This is a genomic window from Nocardia altamirensis NBRC 108246, assembly GCF_001612685.1.
Classification (GTDB): domain Bacteria; phylum Actinomycetota; class Actinomycetes; order Mycobacteriales; family Mycobacteriaceae; genus Nocardia; species Nocardia altamirensis.
Genome location: NZ_BDAY01000047.1, coordinates 61,386 through 76,891 on the forward strand (window position 1 = coordinate 61,386; position 15,506 = coordinate 76,891).

17 protein-coding genes are annotated in these 15,506 nt (G+C 68.5%); 7 read left to right on the forward strand and 10 right to left on the reverse strand.

What is annotated here, in order from left to right:
* Positions 1–4 precede the first annotated feature (4 nt).
* Positions 5–1,162, forward strand: a complete 1,158-nt coding sequence (glgA, locus tag NA11_RS24090) for a glycogen synthase (protein ID WP_069164286.1) — start codon at positions 5–7, stop codon at positions 1,160–1,162.
* Between the two features lie 5 nt (positions 1,163–1,167).
* Here glgA and NA11_RS24095 read toward each other — a convergent pair whose 3' ends face one another.
* The 9 genes from NA11_RS24095 to NA11_RS24135 all read right to left on the reverse strand — a co-directional run bounded on the left by NA11_RS24095 (position 1,168) and on the right by NA11_RS24135 (position 9,181).
* Positions 1,168–2,037, reverse strand: a complete 870-nt coding sequence (locus NA11_RS24095; RefSeq protein ID WP_245746127.1) for a putative RNA methyltransferase — start codon at positions 2,035–2,037, stop codon at positions 1,168–1,170.
* On the reverse strand, positions 2,024–2,191 hold the full coding sequence (locus NA11_RS24100) for a DUF3117 domain-containing protein (protein WP_011211259.1): 168 nt from the start codon (positions 2,189–2,191) through the stop codon (positions 2,024–2,026). The genes NA11_RS24095 and NA11_RS24100 overlap by 14 nt, the downstream gene beginning before the upstream one ends.
* Before the next feature lie 141 nt (positions 2,192–2,332).
* The gene (locus NA11_RS24105) at positions 2,333–2,923 is read right to left on the reverse strand and encodes a DNA-3-methyladenine glycosylase I (RefSeq protein ID WP_069164244.1); all 591 of its coding nucleotides are present in this window, start codon (positions 2,921–2,923) and stop codon (positions 2,333–2,335) included.
* Positions 2,924–3,080: 157 nt separating this feature from the next.
* Positions 3,081–3,434, reverse strand: a complete 354-nt coding sequence (locus tag NA11_RS24110) for a DivIVA domain-containing protein (protein WP_069164245.1) — start codon at positions 3,432–3,434, stop codon at positions 3,081–3,083.
* Between the two features lie 62 nt (positions 3,435–3,496).
* Positions 3,497–4,633, reverse strand: a complete 1,137-nt coding sequence (locus tag NA11_RS24115) for an Mrp/NBP35 family ATP-binding protein (protein ID WP_069164246.1) — start codon at positions 4,631–4,633, stop codon at positions 3,497–3,499.
* Between the two features lie 19 nt (positions 4,634–4,652).
* Positions 4,653–5,522 (reverse strand): lytic transglycosylase domain-containing protein, encoded by an 870-nt coding sequence (locus tag NA11_RS24120; protein WP_069164247.1) that lies wholly within the window; start codon positions 5,520–5,522, stop codon positions 4,653–4,655.
* 114 nt (positions 5,523–5,636) lie between these two features.
* The gene (locus tag NA11_RS24125; RefSeq protein WP_069164248.1) at positions 5,637–7,094 is read right to left on the reverse strand and encodes a lytic transglycosylase domain-containing protein; all 1,458 of its coding nucleotides are present in this window, start codon (positions 7,092–7,094) and stop codon (positions 5,637–5,639) included.
* Between the two features lie 120 nt (positions 7,095–7,214).
* Entirely contained in the window at positions 7,215–7,775 is a 561-nt protein-coding gene (locus NA11_RS24130; protein ID WP_069164249.1) for a DUF1003 domain-containing protein, read from the reverse strand.
* A 119-nt stretch (positions 7,776–7,894) separates the two neighbouring features.
* On the reverse strand, positions 7,895–9,181 hold the full coding sequence (locus tag NA11_RS24135; protein WP_069164250.1) for a magnesium transporter MgtE N-terminal domain-containing protein: 1,287 nt from the start codon (positions 9,179–9,181) through the stop codon (positions 7,895–7,897).
* 55 nt (positions 9,182–9,236) lie between these two features.
* On the opposite strand from NA11_RS24135, the gene NA11_RS24140 reads away from it, so the two are divergent.
* From NA11_RS24140 to NA11_RS24150, 3 genes are read left to right on the forward strand one after another with little or no spacing between them, the layout of a single operon-like run.
* A complete protein-coding gene (locus NA11_RS24140; RefSeq protein WP_281197069.1) occupies positions 9,237–10,199 on the forward strand; it encodes an HpcH/HpaI aldolase/citrate lyase family protein in 963 nt (320 codons plus the stop codon).
* 12 nt (positions 10,200–10,211) lie between these two features.
* The gene (locus tag NA11_RS24145) at positions 10,212–10,703 is read left to right on the forward strand and encodes a YflT domain-containing protein (RefSeq protein ID WP_069164251.1); all 492 of its coding nucleotides are present in this window, start codon (positions 10,212–10,214) and stop codon (positions 10,701–10,703) included.
* 3 nt (positions 10,704–10,706) lie between these two features.
* The gene (locus NA11_RS24150; protein WP_069164252.1) at positions 10,707–11,288 is read left to right on the forward strand and encodes a suppressor of fused domain protein; all 582 of its coding nucleotides are present in this window, start codon (positions 10,707–10,709) and stop codon (positions 11,286–11,288) included.
* A 7-nt stretch (positions 11,289–11,295) separates the two neighbouring features.
* On the opposite strand, the gene NA11_RS24155 is transcribed toward NA11_RS24150, so the two are convergent.
* Entirely contained in the window at positions 11,296–12,372 is a 1,077-nt protein-coding gene (locus tag NA11_RS24155) for a magnesium and cobalt transport protein CorA (RefSeq protein ID WP_084655014.1), read from the reverse strand.
* A gap of 63 nt (positions 12,373–12,435) precedes the next feature.
* On the opposite strand from NA11_RS24155, the gene NA11_RS24160 reads away from it, so the two are divergent.
* The 3 genes from NA11_RS24160 to NA11_RS24170 all read left to right on the forward strand — a co-directional run bounded on the left by NA11_RS24160 (position 12,436) and on the right by NA11_RS24170 (position 15,474).
* A complete protein-coding gene (locus NA11_RS24160) occupies positions 12,436–13,290 on the forward strand; it encodes a PHP domain-containing protein (RefSeq protein ID WP_084655015.1) in 855 nt (284 codons plus the stop codon).
* Between the two features lie 50 nt (positions 13,291–13,340).
* Entirely contained in the window at positions 13,341–13,553 is a 213-nt protein-coding gene (locus NA11_RS24165) for a hypothetical protein (RefSeq protein ID WP_245746128.1), read from the forward strand.
* A 118-nt stretch (positions 13,554–13,671) separates the two neighbouring features.
* A complete protein-coding gene (locus tag NA11_RS24170) occupies positions 13,672–15,474 on the forward strand; it encodes an FAD-dependent oxidoreductase (RefSeq protein WP_069164256.1) in 1,803 nt (600 codons plus the stop codon).
* The last annotated feature ends 32 nt before the right edge of the window (positions 15,475–15,506 follow it).

The following is a 15,506-nucleotide window of genomic DNA, read 5'->3' on the forward strand; positions in this document are numbered from 1 at the left end:
CGCCATGCTGACCCGCGAGTACCCACCCGAGGTCTACGGCGGGGCCGGGGTACATGTGACGCAGTTGACCGCGCAGTTGCGGCAGCTGTGCGAGGTCACCGTGCACTGCATGGGTGTCGCGCGCACCGACGCCGTCGTACACCAGCCCGATCCGCAGCTCTACGCCGCCAACGCGGCGCTGCAGATGATGTCGGCACAGTTGCGCATGGCCGACGCCGCAGGACAGGTCGACGTCGTGCACTCGCACACCTGGTACACCGGCCTGGCCGGGCACCTCGCGGCCACGCTCTACGGCATCCCGCACGTGCTGACCGCGCATTCCCTGGAGCCACGACGGCCGTGGAAGGCCGAACAGCTCGGTGGTGGCTATCGGCTGTCCTCCTGGTCGGAACGCAACGCTGTCGAGCACGCCGACGCGATCATCGCGGTCAGCGAGGGCATGCGCCACGACGTCCTCGACGCCTACCCCGCGGTGGACCCGGACCGGGTGCACGTCGTGCACAACGGAATCGACGCAGGCATGTGGCATCCCGGCCCGGTCGGCGCAGGCGCGCGGCCGGTGCTTGCCGTGCTCGGCGTGCGCACCGACCAGCCGATCGTCGCGTTCGTCGGCCGGATCACCAGGCAGAAGGGCGTCGGCCATCTGCTCGCGGCGGCTCGCGACTTCGATCCCGACATCCAGCTGGTGCTGTGCGCGGGTGCGCCGGACACCAAGGAACTGGCCGCGGAGACCGCCGCCGCGGTCGAAGAGCTCCAGCGCACCAGGGGCAACGTGTTCTGGGTGCGCGAGATGCTGCCCACCGAGCAGATCCGCCAGATTCTGGCCGCCGCCACGGTTTTCGTGTGCCCGTCGGTGTACGAGCCGCTCGGCATCGTGAACCTGGAGGCGATGGCGTGCGCGACCGCGGTGGTCGCCTCCGACGTCGGTGGCATCCCCGAGGTGGTTCAGGACGGTCGCAACGGGCGCCTGGTGCACTACGACCCGGCCGAAGGCCAGGAGTACGAGCGGGCGCTCGCGGCGGCGGTCAACGAGGTCGCCTGCGATCCGGCGCTGGCCGCCGCATACGGCGCCGCGGGCCGCGCCCGCGCGATCGCCGACTTCGATTGGTCAACGATCGCGGCCGAGACCGTGCGGGTTTACGACCAGGTCCGCAAATTCTGACCGTCTCAGTTCGGCCGATAGGTCGAGATCAGCACCGAGGCGGTGACTTCGGTGGTTTCCGGGAGCGCGGCGAGGCCGGGATGCGCCGCCCCGGCGTGATGCGCCGACGGGCCCATGCCGACGACGTTCGCCACGTCGACCGTGCCGAGCTTCATCGAATACTCGACGAGCACCCGGTCGACGGCACCGAAGTGACCCGACATCGCGGTGTCGAGCCTCCGGTCCTTGTCCGGATCGACGGTCACCATGCCGAGCGGGCCGACCAGCTCGGCGAGGTGTCGTTCGGTCGGCGTGGCGACGACGAATCGGCCGTCCTCGGTGAGCACCCGAGCGACCTCGGCCGGATTGCGCGGCGCGAACACCGAAAGCACCGCACGCACGGTGCGTTCGCGCAGCGGTAGCCCGCGCCAGGCGTCCGCGAGGACCGAGGCGGCCCGTTCGTGCGCGCGGGCGCAGCGCCGCGCGGCGGGCTTGGCGACGTCGAGTGCGATGCCCCGGGTTGCCGGGGCAGCATCGAGCGCACCGGCCAGGTAGTAGCCGGTGCCTGCGCCCACCTCCAGCACGGTGTCCGAGGCGCGGTCGGTGCCCGGCGATTGCCCGCCCGGCCCGATCGCGTCGGTGATCGCCGCAGCGATCGGCGCGAAATGTCCCCCACCTTGAAAGGCGGCACGCGCGTCCAACATGGCCGCCGTGTCGCCGGTCATTTTGGTCGACGCACCGGTAAGCAGGCTGACATAGCCCTGCTTGGCGATGTCGAAACTGTGCCCGTGCCCACAACGCAATACCCGGTCGTGCGCTTCTAGTCCGAGCGCGCATTCCGGGCAGGCCAGCAGTCCGGCCACCGCATCGAGTGCCTGCTGGTTAGCTGGTGACACTCTTCAGTTCGTCGCCGAGTGCCGCGGCCTCGTCCGGCGTGAGTTCGACGACCAGACGCCCGCCACCCTCGAGTGGAACCCGCATGACGATTCCACGCCCTTCCTTGGTTGCCTCGAGGGGACCGTCCCCGGTACGGGGCTTCATGGCCGCCATCCTCTGCTCCCTCCAGATCTGCGCGGTTAGCTGCGCACTTTCTTGGAACTCCAGTTGTCACCAACCAGCGAGCTCGCCGGCATTTGGCGAGCTACACCTGTCCCATTCTTCCCTATCGCGGATGTGGACGGATACCTGAGTTCAAAAAGTGACCGGTCGGCCTGTGTCGGCATGCTCACTACCGACCCAGCAATCGGCCAGGTGATCGTCTACCATCCCGGTCGCCTGCATCAATGCGTAGGCCGTGGTCGGCCCGACGAACCGGAACCCGCGCCGCTTCAATTCTTTTGCCAGAGCTACGGATTCGGGTGTGGTGGCGGGCACGTCCGCGCCGGTTTTCGGGCGTGGCCGCGGCGGCGGAGCGAACGACCAGAGCAATGTGTCCAGTCCGATATCGAGATCGCGAGCAACCCGGGCGTTGCTGATCGCGGCTTCGATCTTCAACCTGTTTCGGACGATGCCGGGGTCGGCGAGCAGTCGCGCCACATCGGCGTCGCCGAACTCGGCCACCTTCTCGATCGAGAATCCGGCGAACGCCGTCCGGAAGGTCGGCCGTTTGCGCAGGATCGTGATCCAGGCCAGACCCGACTGGAAGGCCTCGAGACACATTCGCTCGAACAGCGCGTCGTCGCCGTGTAGCTCCTTGCCCCATTCGAAGTCGTGATAGTCGCGATAGAGCTGGGTTTCCAGCGGCCACGGACAGCGGATCTTGCCGTCGTCCGGCGCGGTCATGCCATCGCGCCGATGCGGTGGGGGTGCACCACTCGTGTGCACAGCAGCGCGGCGACGGGGCCGACGATCAGCGCAGACAGCAACAACGTGAGCATGCCCGTGAGCTTAGGGTGCGGCACCGACATTCTTCCGGCTGCCGCTCGCGGAAATCGGACCGCTAGCTGGGTGTGGGGTCGTGCTGGTCGGTGCTCGGCTTCGGCTCCGGCGCGACCGGCGTCTGCCACTGCACGGCCCGCGCCTCGGCCAGCTGATGCTGCAACTCGTCGATGCGCGCGGCGAGCCTGGCCAGCGCCCAATCCACCTCGCCTGCCTTGTATCCCCGCACCACCTGCTGGAATCGCAGCGCCCGCACATCGGCCCCGGAAATCCCCTCCGCGGGCAGTACGGTCGCCGTCGTCCCCTCCGGCAGCGGCCCCAGCTCCTCCGACCGCCCGAACACCGCGCTCGCGAGGAGGAACAGCACCGCGGCCACCAGACCGACGATCAGCACGTACAACAACAACGTGAGCATGAGCCCGAGCTTATTGGCTCGTCCGCCGCCGTGAAGCACCGGTTGGCGCGGCGGTAGGCCAGCTACAGATGCCGGGTCGTGTCGATGCTCAAGGACATCCCCGCCAATCCGCGCTTGCGGACGGCGAGCTTGTCGGCCACCTCGAGCAGTGCCTTCGCGGCGGGGGACTCGGGATCGCGCAGCACGATCGGCGTCCCCTCGTCGCCTGCTTCGCGCACCGCCTGCTCGATCGGAATCTGGCCGAGCAGCGGCACGGGCGCGCCGACCGCACGGGTCAGGCGATCGGCGACGGCTTGTCCGCCGCCCGAACCGTAGAGGTCCATCCTGGTGCCGTCGGGCAGGTCGAGCCAGGACATGTTCTCCACCACGCCTGCGATCCGCTGCCTGGTCTGCAGCGCGATGGCGCCCGCGCGTTCGGCGACCTCGGCGGCCGCGGGCTGCGGAGTGGTGACGACCAGGATCTCGGCGCCGGGGATCAGCTGGGCGATCGAGATGGCGACGTCGCCGGTGCCGGGCGGCAGGTCGAGCAGCAGCACGTCGAGATCGCCCCAGAAGACGTCGGCGAGGAACTGTTGCAGCGCGCGGTGCAGCATCGGGCCGCGCCACACCACCGGGGTGTTGCCCTTGGTGAATTGCGCGATGGAGATCATCTTCACGCCGTGCGCCTGCGGCGGCATGATCATTCGCTCGACCTGGGTCGGGCGGGCGTCGGTGCCGAGCATGCGGGGCACCGAGTGACCGTAGATGTCGGCGTCGAGCACACCGACGGAGAGCCCGCGCGCGGCCATGGCTGCGGCGAGATTGACGGTGACGCTGGACTTTCCGACACCACCCTTGCCGGAGGCGACGGCGTACACCCTGGTCAACGAGCCGGGCTGGGCGAAGGGGATCACCGGTTCCGCCGAGTCGCCGCGCAGCTGCTTGCGCAGGGTGGTGCGCTGCTCGTCGTTCATCACGTCGAGCTCGACGGTGACCGCGCCGACGCCTGCCACGTCGGCGACGGCCTTGGTGACCCGCTGGGTGATCTCGGTGCGGAGCGGGCAACCCGCCGTCGTCAGGTAGACCTCGATGTGGACATTGCTGTCGGCACCGATCGCGATGCTTTTCACCATGCCCAGTTCGGTGATCGGCTTGCGGATCTCCGGATCGTCGACCTTTGCGAGGGCGCCCCGCACATCCGATTCCGTAACTACTGGCATGGCAGGAATTTTAGGCGTGTCAAATTTTGGGCAGGTCTCCGGGCCGGGGTGTGGTGCCGGTGGCGTAGGAGGTTTCGTAGGCCATGACGTTGGCAACGTAGGCCATCGAGTTGTTGTAGCGCAGGATCGCCCGGGACTGCTGGGCGAGGTCGCGCATGTTCAGGCCGCCGTCGCACAGGTACTTTCCGGCGGTCAGCGCCGCGTCGAAAAGGTTCTGCGGGTCGGCGATGCCGTCACCGTTGCCGTCGGCCGCGTAGTGCGTCCAGGTCTGCGGCAGGAACTGCATCGGGCCGATCGCGCGGTCGTAACCGGCCAGGCCGTCCAGCGCACCGCCGTCGGTATCGCGAATCACGTTGTTGCCGTAGAGGGATCCGTCGAGCACCGGGCCGTAGACCGGCGACAGCGGGTTGCCGTCGTTGTCGGCCTTGCCGCCGTAGTCGTGCGTGGATTCGACGCGACCGATGCCTGCCAGCAGGGTCCACGGCATATTGCAGGTCGGATTCTCTTCCGAGAGAATGCGTTCGGCGTTCTGGTACGCCGAGACCGCGATTCCGGGTACGCCGCCAGGGCCGACGGGCAGGTCTGCGCGCTGCCGACCGTCCATCAGCGCAACGGATTTCACCTGTGGCTTAGGCCTGACCTGTTGCTTCGCCATCGCGTGCTCGACGTATTCGGTCTTGGCGACGGTTTCGGAGATGGCCTGCGGCCTTGCCCCTACTTGTTCGTCCCGATCATCCCCGGGAAGGTGCTGTTCGACTGCCGCGGCGGCCTGGCTGCCCACGTCGGACGCGGCGGTGACGGCCGCGAGTCCGGCGGGAACCAACCCGGTCAGGGCGAGGACGGAGCTGCGCCGGATAGTGATGGCCGGCTGTTTTCGATGACGCCCCACTGTGCGGTGACCCTCCAACTGGCTCGGTGTGAGCCCTTCGTGATGGACGAAGAGAAGGCTACCGCATTCGAGATGTTTTTGTTATCTCTTTGTGATGTGGTCCGAAGTTTCGGATCAGGCGGGCGGGGCAGGCAACGGGATCACCACACCGAACGGCAGCGTGATACCCGGCGGCTGCGTCGGCACCGGCGCCGCGCTCGGCGTCGGTTCGGTCGAGACCGTCGGACCTGTCTCGACCGACACGGTCGGCGGCGCTTCGACCACCACGGTAGGCGGCGCCTCCGGCGTCGGCGCCTGGGCCTGCTGGGCGGCGTCGGGAGCAGGTGCTGGCGGCGTGCACACCGGCGCTATGGGCTGTTCCGGGTGCGCGGGATCGGCGGCGGGTGCGGCCTGTCCCGCCGGACCCGCGGGATTGGGCGGCGCGGCCGGTCCGATGCCGAACGCCTGCGCGGGCGCCGCGGGCCTGATCGCCTCCGGCGCCTGATCGCCGGGCCGCGGCATCGGGGCCGGAACCGTGACGGGGTCACAGGGATTCAGCGGCTTCGGCAGCACCGGGCAGAGCACGCCACACGGGATCGGCGGCAGACCGGGGATTGTGATGAACACCTCAGTCGGCGTTGGTGTCGTCGCGCTGGCAGGCGGCGGCGGAGCGGCCGTTGTCGACGGCGTCGAGGTGTTGACCGCCGTCATATCCGACACCTGCACCGGCGTGCTGCCCGGCGGGATCAGATCGGGCGAGATGGTCACCTGCGTCGGCGCGCCGCCGGTGCGGTAGGCCGCCGCCCAGCTGAGCACATTGGCCGCGTAGGCCGTCGAGTTGTTGTAGCGCAGCACCGAGCGCAGTTCCTGTGCCGGATCGCGCAGGTCGAGCCCGCCCGAACACAGGTACTTGCCCGCGCCGAGCGCGGCGTCGAAGACGTTGTTCGGGTCGGCGACCCCGTCGCCGTTGCCGTCCGCGGCGTACAGGCTCCAGGTGCCGGGCAGGAACTGCATCGGACCGATCGCGCGGACGTAGCCGCCGCTGGCCGCCTTGATGATCTCGTTGCCGGGCAGCGTGCCGTCCAGCGCGGGGCCGTAGATAGGGGTGACCGTGGTGCCCGCGGCGTCGGTGCGCCCGCCGCCCGCGTGGCCCGACTCGATGCGGCCGATGCCGGCGAGCAGACTCCAGGACAGCCCGCAGCCTGGCGCGGAGGATTCCATCGCGAGTTCGGCGTTGCGATACGCGGCGAGCACGACTTCCGGGATACCGAGTGCGCCACCGACCATGGGCAGGGAGATTTCCTGCAGCGGCACTCGCCCAGCAAACGGCGCGGAACCATCCGACGGGGTCATTGCCCGCAGTTTGCGGGGAGCCTCCTGGGTCACCGGAAGGAGTCCGACTGTCCGGGACAGTCCGGTCTCGCTGCCCGTTCCCGTGCCGTCTTTGCCGCCCGTCGCACTGGTCGACGCGGCTAGCAGGGCCTCGGGCGCGGTGGGCGCGCCGGGCGAGGTAGCAGGGTCAGCGGCGGAACCAGAGGCGACAAGACCAGCAACGACCAGGGCCGAGACGGTTATCGGAGCAGATATACGCATTCGGCCACACCAATCCTCTACGTCGTGAGAGCGGCTGTCTGGACCATCCCCTGTCCGGCGCCGCTCGGGACAACGCAGTCCAGGTTACCCACCAGTCAGGTAGTTGTTTGGCATTTCCGGTCAATCGTCAGCTACAGGCGGCGAAACCGGGGCCGGTCCCTGCTTTCGGCCGGAGCTTTTCTTGCGCCGCGGTTTGAGATTGCCCGCCCCCTCGATCCGATCCAGTATCTCCTTCATCTCTTCCAATTCCCTGCGCAAATAGTCGCGCGTCGCGACTTCGCCTACCGCGATCCGCAATGCTGCGAGTTCGCGGGCGAGGAACTCGGTGTCCGCCTTTGTCTGGGCGGCCCGCATCCGATCCTCCTCCAGCGCAACCCGGTCGCGATTGTCCTGCCGGTTCTGCGCGAGCAGGATCAGCGGCGCGGCATAGGCGGCCTGGGTGGAGAACGCCAGATTCAACAGAATGAAGGGGTACGGATCCCAGCGCAACGCCACGACGAAGATATTTAACGCAATCCAAACGATCACGATGATGGTCTGAATGGCCAGGTAGCGGCCGGTTCCGAGGAACCGTGCGACCCGTTCGCTGCTCCGCGCGAGCGCCTCGGCATCCCAATCGATGCGGAACCGTGATTCGACCGGTGTCTCCAGCCTGCCGCGCATGCCGACCTTCTCGCTCATGACTGCGCCTCGCTGACGCTCGGCTCCGTCATGACCGACATGTCGGCTGTGTTGATTGTTCGCTCGCTCATGACGGCGTCTCGCCGGCGCTCGGCAACACCCGCCGCCACTCGGTTCGCTCACTCATGCCCGTGAATCCCTTCGTGCAGCTCTTCCTGATCACGCCAGTCGTCGGGCAGCAGATGATCGAGCACGTCGTCGACGCTGACCGCGCCGAGTAGATGGTTCTCCTCGTCCACCACCGGCCCGCAGACCAGGTTGTAGGTGGCGAAGTAGCGCGTCACCGCGGCGAGCGGCACATCGGGACGCAGCGGGGCCAGATCGGCGTCGAGAATTCCGCCGACCATATGTGCCGGTGGTTCCCGCAGCAGCTGCTGGATGTGCACCGAGCCCAGATAGCGACCGGTCGGCGTCGCGGTCGGCGGCCTGACCACGAACACCATCGAGGCGAGCGCGGGCGTCAGGTCCGGATTGCGCACCCTGGCCAGCGCCTCCGCGACCGTGGTCGACGGCGTCAGGATGACCGGCTTCGGCGTCATCAGGCCGCCCGCGCTGTACGGCGAATGCTCGAGCAGCCTGCGGACCGGTTCGGATTCCTCCGGATCCATCAGCGCGAGCAGCGATTCGGCCTCGCCGACCGGAAGTTCGCCGAGCAGGTCGGCGGCGTCGTCGGGATCCATCGCCTCCAGCACGTCGGCGGCGCGGCGCCGCTCGAGGTGGCCGAGGAGTTCGACCTGCTCGTCGTCGGGCAGCTCCTGCACCACATCGGCGAGCCGTTCGTCGTCGAGCGCGACAGCCACCTCGAGCCGCCGCTTCTCCGGCAGCTCGCGCAGCAGGTGCGCGACGTCGGCGGGCCGCATGTCCTCGAACTGTTCCAGCAGCTGGGTGACGTCCTGGCCGGGTCTGTCGATCTCGTGCGGGGTCAGCCCGGAGACATGGATCCAATCCACCACGTGCACGGTGCGCCGCCGCCCGAGCCTGCGGTGTCCGCGCACGGCGACCCTGGTCACCCGGTAGTCCCTGGTGCGGGTCTGTTCGATGCCGAGATCGACGACAAGGACATCGACGTCGGCGAGATCGGGCAGGTCCGGATCTTCCACCCGGACCGAGGAGTCCACGATCTGCGCGAGCGCGAGCATTTCGCCGGGGCGCTGGGTGAATCGGCGCAGGCTCACCGTCCCGGTGTTCAGCGTCACCACGCCGGGTTCGATCGCGGTCACCCGCAGGATCGGCACGAAAATGCGCCGCCTGGTTGGCAATTCGACGACGAGGCCGTGCACCCTCGGCTGCTGGCGGTCGTACCGGATGGCCACGACCACGTCCCTGACCCGGCCGATAGACTCGCCGTCCGGCCCCAACACCACCAGGCCGGCCAGCCTGGCGACGTACACCCTGGTAGCTGCCATGCTTGCCAGGCTAGAGGTTCGGGGGCGGTGACGTACCACGCCACGATCGACGGGAGTGATCTTGAAGCCGCGCCGCTCGGTGCTTGCCTGTCCAGGCAGCAACACCAAGATGATCGAAAAGGCCAAGGGGCTGCCCGTCGACGAGGTGTTTCTCGATCTGGAGGACGCGGTAGCGCCCGCCGCGAAGGCCGAGGCGCGGGCGAATATCGTGGCGGCGCTCAACGACTCGGCGTGGGCAGCGCCACTGCGGGTGGTCCGGGTGAACGACTGGACCACCGAATGGACCTACGCGGACGTGATCACCGTCGTCGAAGGCGCTGGGGCGGCGCTGGACGCGATCCTGCTGCCGAAGGTGACCGACGCCGGTCAGGTGCGGGCGCTGGATCTGCTGCTCACCCAGCTGGAGAAGGCCAGCGGACTCGAGGTCGGCAGGATCGGCATCGAGCCGCAGCTCGAAAACGCCATCGGCTTACGCAATATCGACGCCATCGCCACCGCGAGCCCACGGGTGGAAGCGCTCGTCTTCGGTCCGGCCGATTTCATGGCGAGCATCAACATGCGCACCCTGGTGGTCGGCGAACAGCCGGAGGGCTACGACACCGGCGACGCCTACCACCACATCCTGATGACCATCCTGCTCACCGCCCGCGCGCACGGCCTGCAGGCGATCGACGGTCCCTACCTGCAGATTCGGGACGTCGACGGTTTCCGGCGGGCCGCAGCCCGCACCGCGGCGCTCGGCTTCGACGGCAAATGGGTGCTGCATCCCGGCCAGATCGACGCGGCGAACGAGATCTTCAGCCCGCGCCAATCGGATTACGATCGGGCCGAACTGATTCTGGACGCGTACGCCTTCCACACCTCGGTCGAAGGCGGTGCCCGCGGGGCGGTCATGCTCGGCGACGAAATGATCGACGAGGCCAGCGCGAAAATGGCTCAGGTGATCGCGGAAAAGGGCCGGGCCGCGGCAATGACGCGCACCACGCGTTTCACGCCCCCAGGAAACCGGTCGGAATAGCAGAATAGAGACATGACGAATCCCTTGGGGAACTCGAATCGCGCACGGCAGGGCCTGCCGACGCCGCCGTCCGGCTGGCCCGTCGGCTCCTATCCCACCTACGCCGAGGCGCAGAAGGCCGTTGACTACCTCGCCGACGGGCAGTTCCCGGTGCAGGACGTGACCATCGTCGGCGTCGATCTCATGCAGGTCGAGCGGGTCCTGTACCGGCTGACCTGGGGCAAGGTCATCGGCGGCGGCGTGGTGAGCGGAGCGTGGCTCGGTCTGTTCCTCGGCCTGTTGCTGAGCCTGTTCACCACGAGCGGCACCTGGGGACCGCTTGCGGTCGGCTTGGTCGGCGGCATCATCTTCGGCGTCATCTCGACCTCGATCCCGTACGCGGCGACCAAGGGCCAGCGCGACTTCGCCTCGACCATGCAGTTGGTGGCCGGACGCTACGACGTGCTGTGCGACCCGAAGTCGGCGGAGCAGGCGCGGGACATGCTTGCGCGGCTGGCCATCTGACGCATGGAGGTGGTGTCGACGGTCCGCACCGGTGTGCTCGACCATTTCGGTGTGCTGGCGACCGGCGTCGATTCGGCGTCGGTGACGTTTCTCGGGTTGGAGCCGATCGAGATCCTGCGGATCGTCGACGGCGATCTGGTGCATTACGCGACGGTGGGTGGTTCCCGTCATCCGATGGGCGATCCCACTGCGCTGCTTGCCGATCCGCTGCGCGGCCCGAGGGCCGAGCTGGTGCTGACGCTGCGCGGCTCGGCGGGGGCGAGTTCGGGTCTGGCCAAGACGCTCGGCGTGCTCGCCGCCGCGCCCGCGGTGGAAGGTGTTGTGCTGCAAGCCGATGCGCTGATGGATCTGGGCGAGCCGATGTGGCACAACGCACCGTTCACCGCGGTGTTGTTGGGGGACAGCGGCATTCCCGAGGTGGTGCTGCCCGAACCCGCCGAGCCGGTGCGCTATTTGGCGGTGACCCCGTTGACCGCCACCGAGGCGGCGTGGGTCCGGGTGCGCGGGGCGCAGGCACTGCGCGAGGCGTGGGCCGAGGCAGGCATCGACGTGCGTGACCCCGAACGTGGTGCGGCCAGAATGTGATTCGCCGCTACAGCCAGTTGTTGCGGTGGAAGTTGACGTACAACGCCACGCAGATGGCAAGGGTGAACGTGATGATGATCCAGAACCCCCACGTCGCCTCCAGCCCCGGCATGTGGGTGAAGTTCATCCCGTAGACGCCAGCGATCATCGTCGGCACCGCGGCGATCGCGACCCACGCCGAGATCTTGCGCATGTCGGTGTTCTGCTGCACGCCGACCTTGGCGAGCGCCGCGCTGATCAACGCGCTCAATGCCTCGTCGAAGTCGGTGATCCGCTCGGAGACACCGGCGTGATGGTCGGCCACATCGCGCATATAGCGGCGAATCTCCTTGGGCAGCGGCACATCCGGCTTGTGCCCGAGGATCTGTAGCGGCACCGAGAGCGGGGTCACCGCACGGCGCAGCTCCACCACCTCGCGCTTGAGCTGGTAGATCGACTCGATGGTGACCCGGCTGCGCGGGGTGAAGACCTCTTCCTCCATCGCGTCGATGTCGAGCTCGACCGACTGCGCCACTTCGATATACGAGTCGACCACGTGATCGGCGATCCCGTGCAGCACCGCACCGGTGCCGAGCATCAGCCTGGCCGGATCGGACTCCAGTTCCTTACGCAGCGTAGCCAATTCGGAGTGCTCGCCGTGCCGGACCGCGACCACGAAGTCCGGCGCGGCGAAGACCATGATCTCGCCGGTCTCCACGATCTCACTGACGGTGTGCAATTCGTGTTCGACGTAGGCGACCGTCCGCATCACCAGGATCAGCGTGTCGTCGTAGCGTTCCAGCTTCGGGCGCTGATGCGCCTTGACCGCGTCCTCGGCGGCGAGCGCGTGCAGGCCGAATGTCTCTGCGATATCGGCCATCTGGGTCTCGTCCGGATCGTGCAGGCCGACCCAGACGAAGCCGGTGCCGCGGTTGCGCACCTCGGCCATCGCGTCCCGATGCGTGAATCTGCCGGGTAGTCGGCGCCCTTCGACGTACACGCCGCAGTCGACGATGGCCCGTGCGGTCGGCACCGGGATGCGCGGCAGCGGCCGCGCCGCGCGGCCGGAACCGCGAAACGACGGGAGCGGCGGAATCGATGGCACGTCCGTGATGCTACGTCGCCTGGGTGTACGGGTCGCCGGTAGAACACTGTAAGACTGGAGGGCGTGCGCATCGACCTGCATACCCATTCGACCGCGTCCGACGGCACCGATACTCCGGCCGAGCTGGTACGGAACGCCGCGGACGCCGGCTTGGACGTCATCGCGATCACCGACCACGACACGACGTCGGGCTGGACCGAGGCGGTCGAGGCGTTACCGAAGGGGCTCACCCTGGTCCGCGGGATGGAGATGTCGTGCATCGGCCTCGGCGAGGACGGCTGGCCGGTCCCCGTCCATCTGCTTGCCTACCTGTTCGATCCGACCGATCGGTGTTTCGCCGAGGAGCGGGAACGGCTGCGCGGCGAGCGGGTCGAGCGGGTGCGTGCGATGGCCGAGCGGATGGTCGCCGACGGGTTACCGATCGATCCGGATGAAGTGCTCGCGTCGGCAGGCCCGTCCGCGGGGCGCCCGCACCTGGCCAGGGCGCTGGTGGCGGCGGGCGTGGTGCCGAACGTGGATGCCGCGTTCGAGGAGCTGCTCGCGCCGCACGGCCCGTACTACGCCGAGAAGGCCGATACGCCGTTGCGCCGCGCGGTCGAAATGATCGCGACCGCGGGCGGGGTCAGCGTGCTCGCCCACACCAGGGCTCGCAAGCGGGGCAGGCTGCTCGCCATCGACGACATCCGCGAGCTCGCCACCTTCGGTCTGGGCGGGCTGGAGGTCGATCACCCGGATCATTCGGCGCCCGATCGCCAGGTGCTGGCCGAGCTCGCCGCCGAGCTCGGCCTGCTCACCACCGGCTCGTCGGACTACCACGGCGCCAACAAGACGATTCGGCTCGGCGACTGCATCACCGATCCTGCGCAATTCGAGGTGCTCGTCGGTAAGGCGACCGGGGTGCCGGTGGTCGTCTCGTGAGAGTGCTGCGCGGTCTCAGTGGCGTCGTTGCCGCGGGAACCTTCGCCCTCATGCTGGTCATCATCGGCGCGGCGGTGATTGCGGCGCGCCGGGATTTTCCGGGTCCCGGTGTCGAATCGGTGACGTGGCACATCGTGTCGGCGGTGATAACGGTTGCGGCACAGATTTATTCGGACAGGCATCGGGGTTTGGCGGCTTTTTCTGGATCTGCGGTTGTTTTTATCGTCGCTGGACTATTGCTGTGGACGCAGTGGTGGAGTTGATATCCGGCTGCTGAGACTTTGCCGTCTCGGCCACGGACTGATCACGTTTCAGACCGACAACGCCGATATTCGCGGTAATGGTTGCGGCTACGTGAATTGTGGCCGAATATTTCTCTTTGTGACGGAACTCGAGACGGACGTACTGGTTCTGGGTGGAGGCCCCGCCGGAACCTGGGCCGCCGTCTCCGCCGCCGCCGCGGGCGCCCGCGTCGTGCTCGCCGACAAGGCCCGTTGCGGCACCAGCGGTCCGACGGCATACGGCACCACCTCACTCTGGAACATCCCTCCGGGACCTGCCAGGGACGAGGCCGTACACCGGGGTTACGCGCACGGTGGTGGACTGGGCGACCAGGACTGGATGCATCGGGTCCTCGAGGAAACACATCAGCGCGTGGAGCAGCTGGCCCGCTGGGGCTACCGGTTTCCCGGCGCTGGCCCCGGTGGGCGCGGGGCGTCGCTGCGGGTATATCTCGACGGCGCGAGTTATCTGCGCCGCATGCGCCGCAGCGCGATCGACGCGGGAGTGCGTATCCTCGACCATCACCCTGCGCTGCAATTGCTCGTCGATCGCGACGGCATGGTCGCGGGCGCGACCGGCGTGCAACAGCACAACCAATGCAGGCAGTGGACCATCCGGGCCGGCGCCGTCGTGGTGGCGACCGGCGGGTGCGCGTTCCTCTCCGGCGGCGCAGGCACCGACGTGGACACCGGTGACGGCCTGCTGTTCGCCGCGGAGGCGGGCGCCCAGCTGTCCGGCATGGAATTCTCCAGCGCATACGGCCTGACGCCGATGCTGAATGTGGCGAACCCGGTGAACCATGCGAACTCGGCACCCGGCCTCGCCCTGCACTTCGCGACGCTCTACGACGAGTCGGGCCAGGCTTTGGACGGCCATCGCGCCGCTGCCTTCGCCGAGATCGCGGACGGCCGCCGGGTATTCGCGGCACTCGACGACGTGCCAGAGACGGTGCGCGGCTGGCTGGCCAGGCACGGCCTGGTCGACCACACCAGGAGGGTGCCGCTGCGCGCCGTCCTCGAGGGCACGGTGCGCGGCACCGGCGGCCTGCGGATCGCGGGCCGCGACTGTGCCACCACGGTCGGCGGCCTGTTCGGCGCGGGCGACGTGACCACCAGGGAACCGATCACCGGCGCGGTGAGCGGGTTCGGCGGACAGGGCGGCGCATGGGCGATCGCCTCCGGCGTGTGGGCGGGCGCGGGCGCGGCCAGGTATGCGCGCACGGCCGACCGACGCGCTCCGGTCCGCGAAGTGCCTGGCGCCGGGCTCAATCCCGTGTCACGGATCGACCCGCGCGCGGTGGTCGGGCTCGTGCAGGAGCACACGCTGCCGTTGCGCCGCAGCTACTGGCGCAGCGCAGGCAGCCTGCACGACAGCATCGGCGAACTCGACACGATGTGGCCAGGCGCCGAATTCGACCTCGGCGGTAGCGGTCTGGACCGGCTGCGGGCCAGGCAGGCGGCGGCATTGCTCGCGGTGGCGCGGTGGACCAAGTACAGCGCGTTGGCGCGCACCGAGACCCGTGGCATGCACCGGCGCACGGATCATCCTGGGGCCGAAGACGATTGGCAGGTGCGGCTGATGTCGGGCGGGCTCGACACCGTGTGGGTGCGCCCGGACGCCCGCGAGAAAGCGGCACTCGACGCCGGCGAGATCGGCGCACTCGACGGCGACACCACGACCGTGACGGCCAGGCCGATCGCGGTGGTGTCCGCCCGGGAGCGCGGCATCGTGTCGAGGCGAGACGTGGCAACGATCGAGACGTTCGGGAAAGGGGCGGCGCACCTGCGCGAGCCCATCCGGTTGGCTGCGCGCTCGGCCGCGGTGCCGGACGCGCCGGAGATCCTGCCCGAAGACGACGAGGGCACCGCACATCTCACACCGGCCGACCCGATCGCGATGTGACAACTCACCGCGCGAGCACGACTGCCTGCGAG

Coding starts and splice junctions, on each gene's coding strand:
- NA11_RS24150 (WP_069164252.1), top strand. CDS start 10,707: ATGGAGGTGGTGTCGACGGTCCGCACCGGTGTGCTCGACCATTTCGGT.
- NA11_RS24145 (WP_069164251.1), top strand. CDS start 10,212: ATGACGAATCCCTTGGGGAACTCGAATCGCGCACGGCAGGGCCTGCCG.
- NA11_RS24110 (WP_069164245.1), bottom strand. CDS start 3,434: ATGCTCACGTTGTTGTTGTACGTGCTGATCGTCGGTCTGGTGGCCGCG.
- glgA (WP_069164286.1), top strand. CDS start 5: ATGCTGACCCGCGAGTACCCACCCGAGGTCTACGGCGGGGCCGGGGTA.
- NA11_RS24100 (WP_011211259.1), bottom strand. CDS start 2,191: ATGGCGGCCATGAAGCCCCGTACCGGGGACGGTCCCCTCGAGGCAACC.
- NA11_RS24135 (WP_069164250.1), bottom strand. CDS start 9,181: ATGGCAGCTACCAGGGTGTACGTCGCCAGGCTGGCCGGCCTGGTGGTG.
- NA11_RS24165 (WP_245746128.1), top strand. CDS start 13,341: ATGCTGGTCATCATCGGCGCGGCGGTGATTGCGGCGCGCCGGGATTTT.
- NA11_RS24125 (WP_069164248.1), bottom strand. CDS start 7,094: ATGCGTATATCTGCTCCGATAACCGTCTCGGCCCTGGTCGTTGCTGGT.
- NA11_RS24115 (WP_069164246.1), bottom strand. CDS start 4,633: ATGCCAGTAGTTACGGAATCGGATGTGCGGGGCGCCCTCGCAAAGGTC.
- NA11_RS24130 (WP_069164249.1), bottom strand. CDS start 7,775: ATGAGCGAGAAGGTCGGCATGCGCGGCAGGCTGGAGACACCGGTCGAA.
- NA11_RS24105 (WP_069164244.1), bottom strand. CDS start 2,923: ATGACCGCGCCGGACGACGGCAAGATCCGCTGTCCGTGGCCGCTGGAA.